Origin of the sequence: Sphingomonas sp. SORGH_AS_0879 (genome assembly GCF_030819175.1) — a bacterium.
In the GTDB taxonomy this organism is placed as follows: domain Bacteria; phylum Pseudomonadota; class Alphaproteobacteria; order Sphingomonadales; family Sphingomonadaceae; genus Sphingomonas.
In genome coordinates this window covers 1,606,699-1,623,644 of the sequence record NZ_JAUTBJ010000002.1, presented here as the reverse complement: position 1 = coordinate 1,623,644, position 16,946 = coordinate 1,606,699, and the positions used below count along the sequence as shown (strand labels likewise).

The 16,946-nt window shown below is 66.9% G+C and carries 14 protein-coding genes; 3 read left to right on the top strand and 11 right to left on the bottom strand.

What is annotated here, in order from left to right:
* Positions 1-151: 151 nt before the first annotated feature.
* From QE379_RS08525 to QE379_RS08515, 3 genes are read right to left on the bottom strand one after another with little or no spacing between them, the layout of a single operon-like run.
* Positions 152-1,612, bottom strand: coding sequence for an efflux transporter outer membrane subunit (locus QE379_RS08525; protein ID WP_307003139.1), 1,461 nt, complete (start codon positions 1,610-1,612; stop codon positions 152-154).
* An 8-nt stretch (positions 1,613-1,620) separates the two neighbouring features.
* A complete protein-coding gene (locus QE379_RS08520; RefSeq protein WP_306999674.1) occupies positions 1,621-3,174 on the bottom strand; it encodes an MDR family MFS transporter in 1,554 nt (517 codons plus the stop codon).
* Entirely contained in the window at positions 3,171-4,367 is a 1,197-nt protein-coding gene (locus QE379_RS08515) for an HlyD family secretion protein (RefSeq protein WP_306999673.1), read from the bottom strand. Before QE379_RS08515 ends, QE379_RS08520 begins: the two co-directional genes overlap by 4 nt.
* A 171-nt stretch (positions 4,368-4,538) precedes the next feature.
* On the opposite strand from QE379_RS08515, the gene QE379_RS08510 reads away from it, so the two are divergent.
* The gene (locus tag QE379_RS08510) at positions 4,539-4,913 is read left to right on the top strand and encodes a MarR family winged helix-turn-helix transcriptional regulator (RefSeq protein WP_306999672.1); all 375 of its coding nucleotides are present in this window, start codon (positions 4,539-4,541) and stop codon (positions 4,911-4,913) included.
* Between the two features lie 36 nt (positions 4,914-4,949).
* On the opposite strand, the gene QE379_RS08505 is transcribed toward QE379_RS08510, so the two are convergent.
* From QE379_RS08505 to QE379_RS08495, 3 genes are all read right to left on the bottom strand, one after another.
* The gene (locus tag QE379_RS08505; RefSeq protein ID WP_306999671.1) at positions 4,950-5,429 is read right to left on the bottom strand and encodes a response regulator; all 480 of its coding nucleotides are present in this window, start codon (positions 5,427-5,429) and stop codon (positions 4,950-4,952) included.
* A complete protein-coding gene (locus QE379_RS08500) occupies positions 5,389-6,522 on the bottom strand; it encodes a GAF domain-containing protein (protein WP_306999670.1) in 1,134 nt (377 codons plus the stop codon). The genes QE379_RS08505 and QE379_RS08500 overlap by 41 nt, the downstream gene beginning before the upstream one ends.
* Before the next feature lie 211 nt (positions 6,523-6,733).
* Complete coding sequence (locus tag QE379_RS08495; protein WP_306999669.1) at positions 6,734-8,707, bottom strand: CocE/NonD family hydrolase; 1,974 nt, start codon at positions 8,705-8,707, stop codon at positions 6,734-6,736.
* A gap of 227 nt (positions 8,708-8,934) precedes the next feature.
* Between QE379_RS08495 and QE379_RS08490 the strand changes: the two genes are divergently transcribed.
* Positions 8,935-9,642, top strand: coding sequence for a FadR/GntR family transcriptional regulator (locus QE379_RS08490; protein WP_306999668.1), 708 nt, complete (start codon positions 8,935-8,937; stop codon positions 9,640-9,642).
* 36 nt (positions 9,643-9,678) lie between these two features.
* Here the strand turns inward: QE379_RS08490 and QE379_RS08485 are convergent, their stop codons facing one another.
* The 3 genes from QE379_RS08485 to QE379_RS08475 form a co-directional block, all read right to left on the bottom strand.
* Complete coding sequence (locus tag QE379_RS08485; RefSeq protein ID WP_306999667.1) at positions 9,679-11,424, bottom strand: FUSC family protein; 1,746 nt, start codon at positions 11,422-11,424, stop codon at positions 9,679-9,681.
* 208 nt (positions 11,425-11,632) lie between these two features.
* On the bottom strand, positions 11,633-13,885 hold the full coding sequence (locus QE379_RS08480) for an alpha-galactosidase (protein ID WP_306999666.1): 2,253 nt from the start codon (positions 13,883-13,885) through the stop codon (positions 11,633-11,635).
* A 92-nt stretch (positions 13,886-13,977) separates the two neighbouring features.
* Positions 13,978-15,225 carry an NAD(P)/FAD-dependent oxidoreductase gene (locus tag QE379_RS08475; protein WP_306999665.1) on the bottom strand — a complete coding sequence of 416 codons (1,248 nt, stop codon included), beginning with the start codon at positions 15,223-15,225 and terminating at the stop codon, positions 13,978-13,980.
* A gap of 153 nt (positions 15,226-15,378) precedes the next feature.
* Between QE379_RS08475 and QE379_RS08470 the strand changes: the two genes are divergently transcribed.
* The gene (locus tag QE379_RS08470; protein WP_306999664.1) at positions 15,379-15,594 is read left to right on the top strand and encodes a DUF4170 domain-containing protein; all 216 of its coding nucleotides are present in this window, start codon (positions 15,379-15,381) and stop codon (positions 15,592-15,594) included.
* Positions 15,595-15,750: 156 nt separating this feature from the next.
* Here QE379_RS08470 and QE379_RS08465 read toward each other — a convergent pair whose 3' ends face one another.
* Complete coding sequence (locus QE379_RS08465; protein ID WP_306999663.1) at positions 15,751-16,389, bottom strand: rhomboid family intramembrane serine protease; 639 nt, start codon at positions 16,387-16,389, stop codon at positions 15,751-15,753.
* A 4-nt stretch (positions 16,390-16,393) separates the two neighbouring features.
* The gene (gene greA, locus QE379_RS08460; RefSeq protein WP_306999662.1) at positions 16,394-16,870 is read right to left on the bottom strand and encodes a transcription elongation factor GreA; all 477 of its coding nucleotides are present in this window, start codon (positions 16,868-16,870) and stop codon (positions 16,394-16,396) included.
* Positions 16,871-16,946 lie beyond the last annotated feature (76 nt).

Here is a 16,946-nt window from a genome sequence, read left to right as displayed (position 1 = left end):
AGCAGAGCTTGGGGAGGATTTGGGATATTCCGCACCGTCCAGTCCCCCCAATCCTCCCCATCTTCGATGGGGAGGGGGACCATCGCGTCAGCGATGGTGGAGGGGCAGGACGGACCGGCACCACCCCTCCATCACGCTCTTCCCGAGCGAATTAAGACGGCACGCGCCAACCCAGGCCCAGCGCCTTCTGCAACGACACATAATCATTGGTCAGCCCCGCCACCGCCTGCGACAGCGACTGGTCCGCCGCCACCCGCTGCCGCTCCGCATCCAGCGTGTCGATCAGGGTCGCGGCCCCGGCCCGATATCGCTGCTGCATCAACACCGCCGAGCGATCCGCCGACGCCTTGGCGCGGGCGAGCGTCGCCACCGTGTTCCGCCGCGCCCGGAAACGCGACAGCGCATCCTCCGCATCGCGTAGCGCCGACAGGACCGCGCCGCGATATTGCGCCTCCGCTTCATCCCGCGCGCCTTCGGCCTGGCCGACACGCGCATTGGCCCGCCCGAAGTTGAGCACATTCCACTGGAGCATCGGCGCACCCAGCGTCACCAGATTGTCGAGATCGGTCAGCGAGTCCAGCGAGGTGCCGCCGATGCCGATGATCCCCATCAGGTTGAGGCGCGGGAACTTGGCCGCCTCCGCCACGCCGATCCGCGCGGTCTGCGCCGCCAGGTTGCGCTCGGCGGCGCGGATATCGGGGCGGCGCTGGAGCAGCGATGTCGGATCGCCCACCGCCACCTGCGCGGGCGGCAACGGCACCGGCCCCGCCTGGGTCAGCCGCTGGTCCAACGTCCCCGGCGCCTCGCCGATCAGGATCGCCAGCGCGTTGAGATAGGTCTCGACCGAGGAGGACAGCGGCAGGATCTGCGCATCGGTGCTCTCGACCTGGTTGCGCAACCGCTCCACCTCCAGTTGCGAGGCGGTGCCGTTGGCGAAGCGCTGCTCGGTCAGCTTGAGCGTATCGCGCTGCATCCGCGACGCATCGCGCGCCAGGATCAGCCGCTGTTGCGTGTCGCGCAGCCCGATATAGGCCTGGGCGACATCGGCGCTGAGCGACACCTGCGCGTCGGCGACATTGGCCTCCGCCGCCGCCGCATTGGCGCGCGCCGCCTCGACCGTGCGGCGGCGTCCGCCGAACAGATCGACCTCCCAACTCGCATCGAAGCCGAGGTTGAAGAAATTGACACTCTGACCGCCCGAACCGCCGCCGCCATCGGCACCGCCCTGCCCTTCGCCCGAGCCGCTGCCGCCCAGGTTCAGGCCCGGCAGATTGGCATGGAGATAGGTCGCACTGGCATTGGCGTTGGGCGCCTGGTTGGCCCGCTCCAGCCGTAGAGCCGAGCGTGCCTGCTTCAACCGCGCCTGCGCCACCGCGACGTTCGGATTGGCCTCCAGCGCGCGCTCTTCCAGCCAGGTGAGCATCGGGTCGTTCAGCGTCGTCCACCAGTCGGCCACCGCCGGTGCGGTGGTCGCGAGCATGTTGTCCGCGCGAACGAACCCGGCGGGCGGGGTCGCCGCCGATCCGATCGCCTGGGGCGGCCCGGCATAGTTGGGCCCGACGGTGCAGGCCCCCAGCAGGAGGAGCGGGATGAGGGAAAGCTGCTTGCGCATCATGGTTCTCAATGCATCGCCACGGGGCCGCCCTTGGGCAGCGGGCGGAGGAACAGGACAAGCGGCATCACCATCAGGATGCCGACGCACAGGATGAAGAACAGGTCGTTATAGGTCATGACCAGCGCCTGTTGCCGGATCATATTGCCGATCATGCGCAGCGCCGCGTCGGGGCTGCCGAACTGCTGGGTCAGCGCAGACAGCCAGTCCTGGGTCGCCCCCGAATTGGCCGACAGCGATTCCTCCAGACGGCGCTCGTGCAGGAAGCTGCGCTGGTCCTGCACGGTCGCGATCCCGGCGAGCGCGAACGACCCGCCCAGATTTCGCGCCGCGCTGAACAGCCCCGCCGCATCCCCGGCCTGCGATGGCGGGACGGAGGAGATCGCGGCCTGGTTCAGGAACAACATGCCCAGGATGGTGCCGACACCGCGCAACAACTGGCTGTCGGTGAACGAGCTACCGGTCGAATCCGCCGTCAGCACCGTGTCGATCCCGGCACTCAACGCCATGATGCCCAGGCCCAGCCCCACCGCGATGCGGATATCGACCCTTTTGATCAGGATCGGGGTGAAGGGCATCATGATCAGGCTGGGAATGCCGCTCAACAGCACGACCTTGCCCGCCTGGAACGCGTTATATCCGGCGATCGAGGCCAGGAATTGCGGGATCACATAGGAGGTGCCGTAGAGCACCATGCCCAGCACGATGCCCATGATGACCACGCTGCCGAACTGGCGATCGAGCAGCAGCTTGAGGCGGATGACCGGGCGCGAGGCGACGAATTGCCCGGCGAACAACAGGGCGAAGCCGAAGATCGACAAGATGGTCAGCTCGATGATCTCGCGCGACTCGAACCACTGCTCGCGCTGGCCCTCCTCCAGCACGACGGTCAGCCCGCCCAGTCCCAGCGCCAGCCCGGCAATGCCCAGCCAGTCGGCCTTGGCCAGTTCGGAGAGATGCGGCTTCTGGTGCGGCAGGCCGACCAGCAACAGCGTGACCAGCACCGCGCCGACCGGAATGTTCAGGAAAAAGGCATAGTGCCAGCTGACATTCTCGGTCAGCCAGCCGCCGATCAGCGGCCCCATCACGGGCCCCAGAATGGCGGTCACCCCGAAGAACGCCGTCCCGATCGGCTGCTGCTCGCGCGGCAGTCGGGTGGCGATGATGGTCAGCGCGGTCGGGATCAGCGCGCCGCCGGTGATCCCCTGCCCCGCCCGTCCGACGATCATCATCGTCAGGTTGGTCGACAGGCCGCACACCACCGAAAAGCCGGTGAACAGGATAGAGGCGATCAGCAGGAAGGTGCGAAGCCCCAGCAACCGCTCCAGCCAGGCGGACAGCGGGATGATGATGATCTCGGCGACCAGATAGGAGGTCGCGATCCACGTCCCCTCCGTCCCGCTCGCGCCGATCTCGCCCTGGATGGTGGGCAGCGCCGAGTTGACGATCGAGATGTCGAGCGTCGCCATCAGCGCGCCGATGCTGCCCGCCGCGACGGCGAGCCAGGCGGTCAGGTCCGCCTTGGCCGGAGGGGCACCCCGCTGGGCGACGGCGGCGCTCACCGGCGCTGCGCCCCCTCCCGCGCTTCGTTATGCTGGTCCTGCTGCTCGGCGATACGCTTCAACGCGCCCTTGGCCGAGCGGGTGTCGACGATCACCTCGACCGACATGCCCGGCACCATCAGCGCGCGGGTCTGCGCATCGGCGTCCACCGCGATGCGCACGGGCACGCGCTGCACGATCTTGGTGAAGTTGCCGGTCGCGTTCTGAGGCGGGAGCAGCGAGAATTGCGCGCCGGTGCCGGGCGCCACACTCTCGACATGGCCCTTGATCTCGACGCCCGGCAGCGCATCGACCTCGATCTTCACCGGCTGGCCGGGACGCATCAGGCCAAGCTGCGTCTCCTTGAAGTTCGCATTGATGTAGAGCTGACTGACCGGCACGATCGACATGGTACGGGTGCCCGCCTGGACGAACTGGCCGACGCGCACGGTCTTGTTGCCGACGCGACCCGCGATCGAGGCGCGGATGGTCGTCGAGCCCAGATTAACCTCGGCCGCGTCCAACTGCGCCCGTGCGGCCTGGCCTTGCGAGCGGGCCTGCTGTCCTTGCGCATTCAGCGTGCCGATGCGGCGGCGCGCGGCGGACAGCGCGGCATTGGCCGCCGCGACCTTGGCATTGGCCTGGCGCGCCTGGTTCTGAAGCTGCGACAGACGTTCGCGGCTTTCCGCACCCGATGCGGCCAGCGGCGTGTAGCGCGCGACTTCGGCCTGGGCGAAGACGGCATCGCTCTGCGCGGCGCGAAGATCGGCCTCAGCGCGGTCGATCGCGGCCTGCTGTTCCTTGATCTGCGCCTGGACGCCCTCGGCATTGGCCTGCGCCACACCGATCTGGGCCTCGATCTGCGCGGTCTGCGCGCGATAGTCGCGGGTGTCGATCTGGAGCAGCGGCTCGCCCGCCTGCACATTCTGGTTTTCGCCGACGAACACCTTGTCGACATAGCCCGACACCTTGGGCGCGACCGTCACCGCGTCGGCCTGAATGAAGGCGTCGTTGGTCGACTGCATATACTGGCCGACGCTTTTGTAGTTCGCGTACCAGAACACGCCAGCGATCACCGCGACCGCCGCGACGACCAGCAGGATGATGCGAATCCGCCGCTTCTTGGCGGGCGGGACGGGGGTCTTGTCTTCCGCCTCGGCGGCATCCTGCGCGCCGACGTCCTGCCCCTCATTCACGTGATGTGCGTCGGCCATCCAGGCCTCCCTGTCGATGGAATCAATAGAACCTGACGGTGCTTTTGCTCGCACTTGCACAATAAGGCAAGACCATTTATTGAGCTACCTCATAATATGCCCGATCTTGACGCCCTTGCCCTCCGCTACAGTCGTATCTGCCAACGGCTCCATCGCCACCTTGACCGGCGCATGGCGGCGCAGGGGGCATCGCTGGCGCGCGCCAAGCTGCTCTATTTCATCGCGAACAACATGCCGGTGCGCGCGGCGGACGTCGCGGAGTGGTTCGACCTCGCGCCACGCACCGTGACGCAGGCGATCGACACGATGGAGCGCGACGGGCTGGTGGTGCGGGTGGCGGACCCGGCCGACCGGCGGGCCAAGCGGCTGAAGATCACGGAGAGCGGCGAACAGGTCATTCGCCAGACCGAGCCGTTGCGCCGCGAACTCGTCGAACAGGCCTTTTGCCTGCTGACCCCGGACGATACCGCGCAACTGGAGCGCATTCTCGACAAGCTGGAACTGGCGATCGAAACCCGGCTGGAGGGACCGTCCGGCGAAGCGTAGGGCGGGAAGTCCCTCCCCGATCCGGGTCGGAATGCGCTACCGCGGCTCGCCATAGAATTTCAGCGCGGGGGGCGCATGGTCCACCGGCTGACCCGTCGCCACCCGATACGCCGCGCGGACCGCCAAGCCCAGGCTGCCCGGGCGAAAGGGCTTCGCGATGCAGCCGATGACCAGCGGATGACCGCCCCGATCGGGGCAATTGCCGCTGAGGAACACGCAAGGGATACCGCGATCGGCCAGAAGCTGCGCGGCGGTCAGGCCGCTATCCCCGTCCGCCAGCTTCACGTCGCACAAGGCCAGGTCGGGCCGATCCTGCTCCGCCAGCGCCATGGCGGACGCCACCGTGTCGGCGATGCCGATGACGTGGTGACCGTGAAGCGTCAGCGCATCCTCGACCAGCATCGCGACCAGCGCTTCGTCTTCGATGATCAGCAGGTTCAGCGGATCGTCGGGCATGCTGTTCCCGTGGGGATCGTCATCGATGCGCGCAACCGTGCCCGTATTCATCGCCGTCATGCGGCATGACCAAGATCAGGCACTCGTCATCCTCGTTCGTCAATGTCGCTCGCAATTGGTGGCAAAGCCGCACGACGAGCCGATTTTGCTCGGCGACGGCCGCGACATGTCCCCATCCGGAGCCCTGAAACGAGATGATCAGCTTTTCGTTCCCGTCGCGGTCCACGGCCTGCAACGTGATCCGGGGCAGCGCCACCCCGCCCTCCAGAAGGGCGTCGAGCAGCAGCGCGGCGGCCACCGCCCGCTCGATCGGTACGGCCAGCGGCAAAGGCGCGTGGATGGTCCCGGCGGGAACATCGCCCCGCAACTGGGTGATGACGTCGCCGAACAGCGCGGGCAGGTCGACCAGCCCCGGATCGGCGGTGGCGTAGAGCGGGCGGTGCGCGCTCGCCAGCACCTGCAACCGCTCCGCCGCACGCGACAGCGCCGTCCGGGCGGTGGGCTCGACCGCCGAACGCACCTCGTGCGATACCAGACCGATCGCGACTTGCAGGGCGTTGCGGACCCGGTGGTTCAATTCGGCGAGCAACCGCGCCTGCGTGTCGATGCCGTGGCGCAACGCCTCCTCGATGCGCAAGCGATGCTGCGCCAGCGCCGCATAATGGCAGAGCAGCAGGAGCAACCGCCGCTCCTCTTCATCGAACGGCCGCGCGGTGCGTCGCCCAAAGCCCAACGTGCCCAGCACCTCGTCCCCGTGCAGAAGCGGCATGCACAGATAGACCTCGACGCCCAGTGACCGAACATAGCTCGTCCGGGTTTCTGCGTTCCCCTGCACATCGGTCAGGTGCAGCGTCCGCCGCTCGCGCATCACCTGCCCGCAGGCGGAGCTTTCGACATCCAGCATCGCCGCCGCGTGGCGTTCGGCGCGGGTCAGCCCGCCCCATGCCTCCAGCCGGGTCGCGCCACCGTCGCGGCGGAAATGGAAGAAGACGTCGAGTTGCAGCTCGTCACGGATCAAGGCGAAGAGCGAATCGATCATCGCCGCCGGATCGTCGGCGGTCATCAACCGCTCGGTCGCGGCCGCCACCAAGGCCAGATAGCGACGCACATCGACGGAATCGGCGGTCGCCGTCGCGATCGTATCACCGGGCAAGGGCAGTGGCGGGGTCAATGGCGGGGCGAGAACCACACGCTGTAGATAGCGCTCCCGGCCCGCCCCTCCAAGAGGTAAGATGACCCATTAAGGCAAAACAAAAGTCAACTTTTTCAATATTTTAAGGATATTTACACCTGCAACGCTTCGCGTCTTCCCCCTCCTGAGCGGAGAAGGGGGAAGGCGCGATCCCGACCGCGGGGCCGATGAATCAGCGCGCCGTCACCGCCGATTGGTCGAGCGGTACGACGGGCAACCAGACACGGCTGGCATTGGTGCCGCCGCGTTCCAGCGTAATCGTGGCCTTGCGATAGTCGCCGGCCTTGGCGGTGAAGATGTTGGGCACGAAGGTCTGCGGATTGCGGTCATAGAGCGGGAAGAGGCTGGACTGGACCTGGATCATGATCCGGTGCCCCGGCTGGAACACATGGTTCACCGTCGGCAGGCGGAACTTGTACTCCTGCACCTTGCCCGCCGGGATCGCGGTCGGATTGGCGAAGCTGTTGCGATAGCGGCCCCGGAAGATGTCGAGGCTGATAGGCAGTTCATAGCCGCCCATCTTGGGATCGATCGCATTTTCCGGCGGCAGGACGTCGATGATCTTCACCACGAAATCGCCGTCCGTTCCGGTCGTCCGCGCGAACAGATCGGCGATCGGCGCGCCGGACACGCGCACCGCCTTGGTCAGAACGGGCGTCGTATAGGTGACGACGTCTGTCCGACCGTCGACATGCCGCTGATCGCTGACCAGCCAGTCACCCCAGCGGCCATCGTCGAAATTGACCGGCCGCGACAGATGCGGGACCGGATTGGCGGGGTCGGAGACATAGGCATCCTGCCCCGCCCCCGGCTTGTCGAAGCTCAGCCCCTTGTTATCCGCCAGATAGAGCGGGGTCAGCGGCGTGGCGCAGCCGGTCTGGCAGGCGAGCGGCCATTGGGTCAGCCTGTCCCAGTGATTCTCACCGGTGTTGTAGATGGCGGCGCTGGGCAGGTTGGCGGGCGGGCCGTCCTTCAGATACTGGTTGAACAACGGCAGGACCATCTCCGCGCGGAACTGCTTGGCGGTGTCGCCATTCCACTGGAACGGCCCCAGGCTGGTGCCGGTCCGGTTGATCTGGCTGTGCCGCCATGGGCCCATGACCAGGAAATTGTTGCCCAGCTTGCCCTTGGCCTTCAGCGCTTCCCAGGACGTGATCGCGCCGTACATGTCCTCCTGATCCCACAGCCCCTGTTCCCAGAGGGTCGGCACGTTGGAGGGATTGGCCGCCAGCAGCTCGTCGAGCGCCTGGCCCTGCCAGTAGAAATCATAGGAGGGGTGCTGGACGATCCGCTGCCAGAAAGGCAGCTGGTCGTACCCCGACTTCTTCGCCCAGTCGTTGGCGGAACCGGTGCGGAAATTCTCGTAATCGTCATAGCCGCCGCTCGACGGCGCCTTGCCCTCGCCCTTGTAGCCGGTCTGCGACCCGATCCAGCCGATATTGGCGAAGCGGAAGGCACCATAATGCAACCAGTCGTCGCCCATCCAGCCGTCGATCATCGGGCTCTCGGGTGCCGCGACCTTCAGCGCGGGGTGCGGGTTCAGCAGCGCCATGACGACGGTGAAGCCCTCATAGGAGGACCCGATCATGCCGACCCGACCGTTCGACTCAGGCAGGTTCGCCTTGTTCACCAGCCAGTCGATCGTGTCATAGGCATCGGTCGTGTGATCGACCTTGGTCGCGTTGAGCGGACCGATGACCGGACGCGTGACGACATAGTCGCCCTCCGATCCGTATTTGCCGCGAATGTCCTGATAGACGCGGATATAGCCCGCCTTGGTGAATTCCTCATCGGCCAGCGGCAGCGCCTCGATCATCCGGGTGCTGTCCGACCGCTTGGCGCGGCCCGCCGCGTTATAGGGGGTGCGGGTCAGCACGATCGGTGCGTTCACCGCGCCCTTGGGCACGACGATGACGGTGTAGAGCTTGGTCCCGTCGCGCATCGGGATCATCACTTCGCGCTTGTCGTAATCGCGCTCGGCGATGTTGGTCGGCGGCGTGAACCTGGCGGGAATGTCGCTGACCGTGGAGTCGGTCACGACCTTGACCGGGGTGGACGGTTGATCGGCATCCGCGCGCTGCTGCGCCGTGGCGGGTGACAGGATCGCGAGCGCGCTGGCGGCGAGCAAAAGGTTACGCAACGTCATGAAAACGGATCCCCCTCATGGATCGGTTGATGGCCCATCGTGCCGCGATCGATGCGTCAGGGCAACTGGCCGATTTTGTCATTGATACAATGTATCATTTCCGTGGCAAGGCCGTGCGGTGTCCGGTAACGCCCCGACACCATGCTTCCCTTTCGCGATCATGACCCATAGAAAGGTCTGACAAAGGCGCCAGCAAGCCCCCTTCCCATCGGAGAGGAACAAGTCGAGTGACGACAGTGAAGCGACGCGGACCCGCCCATAGCGCCCTGGCGCGGGACATCGGTGTCGCCATCGTGACCGGGCGGATCGCCACCGGATCGACGCTGCCGGGTGAGGTCGAGATCGCCGAGCAGCGCGGCATGTCCCGCTCCGTGGTGCGAGAGGCGCTGCGGATGTTGTCTGCCAAAGGACTGGTGGTCAGCAAGCCCAAGGCGGGAACGCGGGTGCGCGAGCGGCTGGAGTGGAACCTGCTCGACCCCGAACTGCTCGCCTGGATGTTCGAGGGGGAACCACCCGCCGGTTTCGTCCAGAGCCTGTTCCAGCTCCGCCTGATCGTCGAGCCCGCCGCCGCCGAGCTGGCCGCCCTCAAACGCGACACCCGCCAATTGTCGCGCATGGGCGCCGCGCTGGAGGCGATGGGGGAAAACGGCCTCCACACCGAACAGGGCCGCGCCGCCGATCAGCTCTTCCACAACATCATCCTGGAGGCGACCGGCAACGAACTGCTCATCAGCCTGTCGGGCAGCATCGGCGCGGCGGTCCGCTGGACCACCCTCTACAAGCATCGCAGCGCCAAGCTGCCGCGTGACTCGATGCCCGAACATCGCCAGCTCTTCGCCGCCATCGCCGATTCCGATGCCGCCGCCGCGCGGGCCGCGACGATCGTTCTGGTCGACCAGGCGCGGGAGGATACCGAGCGCGCGCTGGCGCGGTGACGGCGCGGGAAAGGACACAGCGGCGGAATCGCGCGCTCAGCCCCCCGCCCGCTCTCCCAATCGCGCATGCCATGCCAGGGCGGCACGCCCGGCCAGGTTGCGCATGTCCTGCAATGACGCCAGATCCGCCTCGCGACGAACGCGCCGGTGCAGCCAGCCGCCGGGATCATGGGCGGCGATCTCCGCCTCCACGCTGGCCCGCCCGGCGGCGGCGCGCGCGGCTTCGATGACCGCGAACGGCCGATCGCTTTCCACCGCCTCGCCATAGCGGCGATTGGCGCGGATGCCGTCCTCGATCCGCTTGGGCAAGGGCGGGCCGAAGTCGCTCCGAAAGGCGAGGACGGCGACCAGCGCGGCCAGGCTGCCCACGACATTGTCGATCATCCGGGCCGACGCGATACCGACGCCCGGATGCAGCATGTCGGTGACCAGCACGAACAGCACCGTCAGGAACATCACGAAAATGGTGTAGTTGACCGAGCGCAGCGCCATGGTGATCGCGGTCAGGGCCACCGCGACCAACGCGGGCACGATCGGACCACCGCCGAGCAGGGGCAGCGCGTGCGCCATCATCCCCCCGATCAGGCTGCCCAGGATACGCTCCAGACAGCGCGCCCATGTCACCCGGACGCCGCCCTGAAGCACGACGATCACCGCCATCGCCGCCCAATAGGGATAGCCCAGCCCGAAGATGATCGCCGCATAATAGACCATGATCAGCCCCCCGGCCTGACGCAGCCCCTGGCGAACCATCGAGACCGGAGAGCCCGTGCCGACCGACGCCGGGGCGACCTCCACGGCGGCGTCCCGCCCCGACAGCAGCGCCAGCGCCGATCCGAACGCCGCCGCGCATCCCTTGAACGGATCGTCGGTCAGGACGCCGCGCACCGCCCGCATCCTCGCGTCGGCCTCCGCCAGCGGAGCCTGGGAGCGGGGTCGCTGGCGAAGGGATAGCCACCAGGCGGACACCGCGTCGCGGCACGCCTGGGCCAGAGCCGTCCGCTCCTCCACCGGCCCGTAACGATCGATACAGGCCTGATCGAGCGCCAGCAGCGCCCCGAACATCGTCTCCGCCGCCGCCAGTTCGCGCCGGGCCATCGCCGCCCGGCCCGGCTCGCTCTCGAAACGGACCAGCACCTCGCGGAACCGCTCGATCGCCAGACGCACCGCACGGCGATGCTCGGCATGATCGCTATGCCACTGCGCGTCGCGGTGCGGACGGTCGCGCAGCCCGGCGAGGTAATCCGCCATGTCGAGCAGCCGCGCGCTCACCGATTGGCCGGCGCGGCGCAGCGGGTCGAACGCATCGATGCGCCAGAGGAGGTTGATTAGTGCATAGCTCCACGCCGCTCCGGCGAAGAACGCCATGGCCAACAGGAACGCGGCATCCAGCCGGTTCGGAAAGCCGACCGCGACCACCGCCACCACGCCCGACAGCGTGCCGACGAGCCCCCCGAACCTCAAACGCCCCGCGCCCAGCGTCACGAGGAAGACCAGGAGCGGGCCGACGATCATGGCCGCATGGGGGGCGATCGACGCCGCCCAGGAGCCGACCAGCACGACCGCCGTTCCCCCGGCCACGAAGACCGCCAGCAAGCGGCGGCGCAGGTGATCCGGCCCCGGCACGTCGCACAGGCATGTCCAGAAGGCGGCATAGACCGCCCACCCCCATTCGCTCCGCCCCGTCAGGATCGCCAGAAGCAATGGCAGGGCGACCGCCACCGCCGCGCGATAGCCCTCCGCATGGTTCAGATGTTCGGGGAGGAGGCTGAAAGAGCGCAACTCCAATCGGCGCCCCAGCCTCCGGATCGCCCGTGTCACCCCGTATCGATCGCCCGGAGGCCCCTCGACAAAGCCGCGCTTCGCCACGCAAGTCTCCACCATCCAACACCGCGCAGTATAGCGGCTTAGCGATGTTGATCCATATTGCCGGCGGAGGGCGGCCGGTCCAGTGGATGACCGGCCCCCCGTCAATGGCGCGCTTCGTCGATCAGTTTACCGCCTCGAACACGAAAGCCGTCCCAACGAAATCGCCCTTCAGCGGCGCGCGCAGCCCTCGGTTCATCCAATAGGCCCCCGACGCCCGGTCCGGCACGCCTGCGGGCCGGGCCGCGCCGTCGAGCATCTTCACGCTGTAGACCCGCGCCGGGTCCAGCCCTTGCGCATGGATGGCGGCGGGATTGTCGCGCCACATCGACGAATGCAGCATCTGGAACAGCACGCCCTGCCGCTTGTCGCGACCGACATACATGGTCGCCGCGGTCGCGTTGTCGCCGGTCGGCGATTCCAGCCGATAGAGCGCACCGCGCTGCACCGTCTCGCGGATCGTCTTGTAGGCCGCCACCCATTTGCGCGCGGTGGCAAAGTCGGTGTCGGTCCACTTGTCCAGGTTCGCGCCGATGCCCAGCCCGCCCTGCATCGAGGACAGGAAGCGATAGTCCAGGCTGGTGACGCGGGTGTTCGCCCAATTGGGGCTGTCGGTCACCCAGGCCATCATCACCGCAACGGGATAGGCGCGGGTGAAGCCGTCCTGGATGGTCAACCGGTCGGCGGGGTCGGTATTGTCCGACGGCCAGACCTCATCGGTCAGCCCGATGATGCCCAGATCGACACGACCACCCCCACCCGAACACGCCTCGATCTCCAGCCCGGGATGACGCCGCCGCAATTCGGACAGGATATGATAGAGGTTACGGACATAATCGACATAGACACGCTGCTGGTCGGCGACCGGCTGCTCGGGCCAGCCCGCCTCGGTCCAGTTGCGGTTATAGTCCCACTTCAGGAACGCGATGTCGTTCTCGCTGACCAGCTTGTCGAGCACGGCGAGCAGGTGATCGCGAACATCGGTGCGCGCGAGGTTCAGGACCAACTGGTTGCGCCCCTCGGTCCGGGGCCGGTCGGGGAAGTTCAGCACCCAGTCGGGATGCGCGCGGTACAGGTCGCTGTCGACATTGACCATCTCGGGCTCGACCCACAGGCCGAAGTCCATGCCCAAGCCCTTCACCCGGTCGATCAGGGGTTTCAGGCCATTGGGAAACTTGGCCGGGTTGACCGTCCAGTCGCCCAGGCCCGCCTTGTCGCTGTTGCGCGCGCCGAACCAGCCGTCATCGACCACGAAGCGCTCGACGCCGATCTTCGCGGCCTTGTCGGCCAGCGCCATCTGCCCCGCCTCGGTCACGTCGAAGGCGGTCGCCTCCCAGCTATTGTACAGGACCGGGCGTACTCGCGCCTTATCGCCGTGCGGCAGGATATGGGAAACCTCGAACCGGTGGAAGGTCCGCGACGCGCCGCCCAGCCCCTCGCCAGAATAGCCCGCATAGAAGATCGGCGTGTCCAGCGTCTCGCCCGGCTTCAACGTCCAGGAGAAGTCATAGGGGTTATATCCTCCGGCGATCCGAACCCGGCCCAGATTGTCCGATGCCACGCTGATCCGGAACGATCCCGACCAGGCGAGCGCGCCATACCAGACCGGGCCGTTCGTCTCGCTGGTCAGCCCTTCGCGACCGATCGCGAACCAGGGATTGTTGCCATGGCCGGTCGATCCGCGACGGCTTTCCAGTACGGTCGCGGCGGCCTCGACCGGCACGGTCTTCTGCGTCCATTCGGCGGCGTGGCGGCCGGTCAGATAATGAAGCCGGTAATCGTCCCCCACCGGCAGCGAAAGGACCGCCGCCGCCAACTGATCGACCCGCACTGCCTTGGCATCGCCATTGCGCACCTTGGCGGAGCGCGCGACGATGCCGGTCTCCGGATCGATGGTATAGGTCAGGGTGACGAACAACGGTCGCCGAATATCGGCGAGTTCGACGGTCAACGTCTCGCCGCTGGCCTTGTGGCTGCGATATTTCAGGACAAGGTCACGATTGCCATCGGCGAACAGCGCCTTGACGCCCGGTTCGCTGACCAGCCCCTCGCCCTGCCCCGGATATTCCTGAAGCGTCACCGATCCGGCGGGATCGAAGCCCGACAATTCGCCCGGCGCCTTCAGGACGATGGGGTCGCCCGTCTTGACCGGATCGCCGGAAACCAGCGGATCGCCGTCCGCCAGCGCCGAACCCCAATAGAGCGGCTGGAGATAGCCCTTCTCATCCACCCCCATGGCATAGGTGACGCCGCCGCCGTCGAGCCGGAAGATCCTGGCCCCCGCAGGAGCCGTGACCTTGGCCGAGACCGGCGCGGCCCCCGTAACGGCGACCGCCGCCATGCCCATTCCCGCCCGAACGACGTTCCGCCAGCGCATCCCACTCTCCTGCCCAATCTTCTGCAAAGCTTTGCATTAAGTCTGACATAGCGGCGGGAGGCGGCGCAAGGACTTGTTTTGGCGCGCTCCTGTCAGCCGAGCGGCCAGAGCGTCTTGAGCGGTCGTTCCGGGTCCGCCAAAGCCTCGTCCGGCACCACGGCGCCGTCGGCGACCAGCGCCTTGCCCTGCACGAAGTCGCGCATGGCGTTGACGCAGTCGAGCGCGATCACCCGGTCGCCCCGCAGATAGACGACGGAAAAGCTGCGGCCCGCCGGATCGCCGCGCAGGATCGCACGGTCATGCCCGGCGGACAGGCCGACCGTCTGCAACTTCAAATCATATTGATTGGACCAGAACCAGGGCACCGCGTGATTGGCGACCTCCTTGCCCATGATCGTGCGAGCGGCGACCGTTGCCTGGTCATGCGCATTCTGCACTGACTCCAGCCGGATCACCGCGCCATCGGCGAAGGCGTTGGCATGGGCGGCGCAATCGCCGATCGCGAAGACATGCGGCAGGCTGGTCCGCCCCTGCGCATCCACCGTCACGCCATTGTCGCCCTCCGCACCCGCCGCGATCAGCGGCTCGACCGAGGGGATGATGCCGATGCCGACGATCGCCATCTGAGCGGGGAGCACCGAGCCATCGGCCAGGCGCACGCCGGAGATCGCTCTCTCCCCTTCGAGGCAGGCGACACTCTCGTTCAAACGGATCGTCACGCCGTGGGCGCGGTGTTCGGCCTCATAGAAACGGGACAGCGCCTCGCCCGCGACGCGCGCCAGCACGCGGTCCTGTGCCTCGACGATGGTCACCGCCTTGCCGAATTTGGTCAGGACAGCGGCCGCCTCCAGCCCGATATAGCCGCCGCCGACCACCACCACCTCGCGAACATCGGGCAGTTCCGCGATCAGCCGGTCGACATCGGCGCGATTGCGGACGCTGTGCACGCCCGACAGGTCATGCCCGTCGCACGATAGTCGCCGCGCATGGCCGCCCGCCGCCCAGATCAGCGTGCCATATTCGACCAACGCCCCCGCCTGGGTCGTCAGACAGCGTGCCTCCGCATCGACCGCGACGATCCGCTCGGCCAGGCGAAGGGTGACGGCCCGCTCTTCCCAAAAGCGTTCGGGGCGGATCAGGATGCGCTCGAACGCCTTCTCCCCGGCCAGATATTCCTTGGACAGCGGCGGGCGCTCATAGGGCGGATAGGCTTCCTCGCCGATCATCGCGATCGTGCCGTCGAACCCTTCCTGGCGCAACGCGATCGCGGCCTGCGCGCCCGCATGGCCGGTGCCGATGATGACGATGTCGTAAGGGGTCGTGGTGGGACTGTCGCTCATCCGCCGTCCCTAGGATGGAAGGAGGGCCCCTGCAAATCGCCATGACCCCATCGCCATGACCCCGTCCCATGACAAAGCATTACGAATGCGAAAGAGCGTCTTCAATCGCGCCGCGCTTGCCGCTAGGGAAAGAGCAAATCCTCAGGAGACACCATGAGCAAGCTGCACCTCGTGTTCGGTGGCCGCGTCAGCGATCCGCAGACCCTCGATTTCGTCGATCCCGCCGCGCTGGAAGTGGTCGGCATCTTCCCCGACTATGCCAGCGCCGAAAAGGCCTGGCGCGCCGCCGCGCAGCGGACGGTGGACGATGCCGAGATGCGGTTCGTCGTGGTCCACCTGCACCGGCTGCTCGAGCCTTCGCTGGGTTGATATGGTTGCTGGGCGAGGTCGGGGCGTGGCCTTCGACTTCGCTCAGGCTGAACGGAGGTTGGGGGATGGGCCAGGGCGTTCCGTAATCCGCTCGCCCCACTACCCTCCCTCCGTTCGCGTTGAACGAAGTCGAAGGGCACGGGCTTCACCTCGCCCTTATGCGTTACGATAGCGCCACAACAGCAACGGCTTGGCGAACACCAGCCCGGCGATGAATCCGCCGATATGCGCGGCGACCGCGATCGCGCCCATGCCCATCCCGGCATAGCCGAGCAGCAACTGGATACCGATCCACCCCGCCGCCAACCACAGCACATGCGTCGTCTCGGCGGACAGTCCCGCCACGCCCCTGGTCGCACGCCGCCGCCCGAAAAGCAGCGCATAGGCCCCGACGATCGCCGAGATCGCCCCACTCGCGCCGATCATCGGCATGGGCGAGGCGGGGTCGGGGAAATATTGCGCGATCGCCGCCGCATAGGCCCCGACGACATACAGCACCGCAATGCCCCGCGCGCCGATGGCCCGCTCGGCCTGCGCGCCGCAATAGACCAGCATGACCAGGTTGAACGCGATATGCGCCAGCCCGCCATGGACCAGGGTCGCGGTCAACGGGGTCAACAGGGTCGGCACCGCGAAACCGAAATCGGGGGGCAAGGCCGCCCCCTCGAACCGGAGCGGGATGAACCCCGCCGCGACTGCCGCATCGGGCACCATGCCGCCCGCGATCAGGATCAGCGACACGATCGCCGTGACGGCCGCGATGGCCGTCGTCGCTCGTGCCGCTGTCCAGTTCATCGGATCAGATGAACTCGATCTTGTTGACGACGTAATAACGGTCGCCCGACGGCACCGTCACCTCGACCTCTTCGTCCAGCTTGCGCCCGATCAACGCCCGGCCCAGCGGCGAGTTGTAGCTGATCCGCCCGGTCTTGGCGTCCGCCTCGGTCTGGCCGACGATCTGATATTTGACCGGCTTGTCGTCCTCATCGAGCAGCGTGACGGTCGCGCCGAACACGATCTTGTCACCCGACAGATCCTTCGGATCGATGATCTGCGCGCGGCTCAGCTTGTCCTCGATATCGGCGATCGACGCCTCGACCTGACCCTGCCGCTCCTTCGCCGCATGATATTCGGCGTTTTCCGAGAGATCGCCGTGCGCCCGCGCTTCCTCGATCGCGTCGACGATCAGCGGCCGTTCCTCTTTCAGACGCCGCAGGTCCTGGGTGAGCTTGTCATAGCCCTCCTGGAGCATCGGCATCTTTTCGACGGTCGCCATAATCCTAGTCCCCAATTCCATAACGCATTCCCGGTACGGACCGCCATCCCCGAACGGGAGGGCGGTCCGCCAGCAC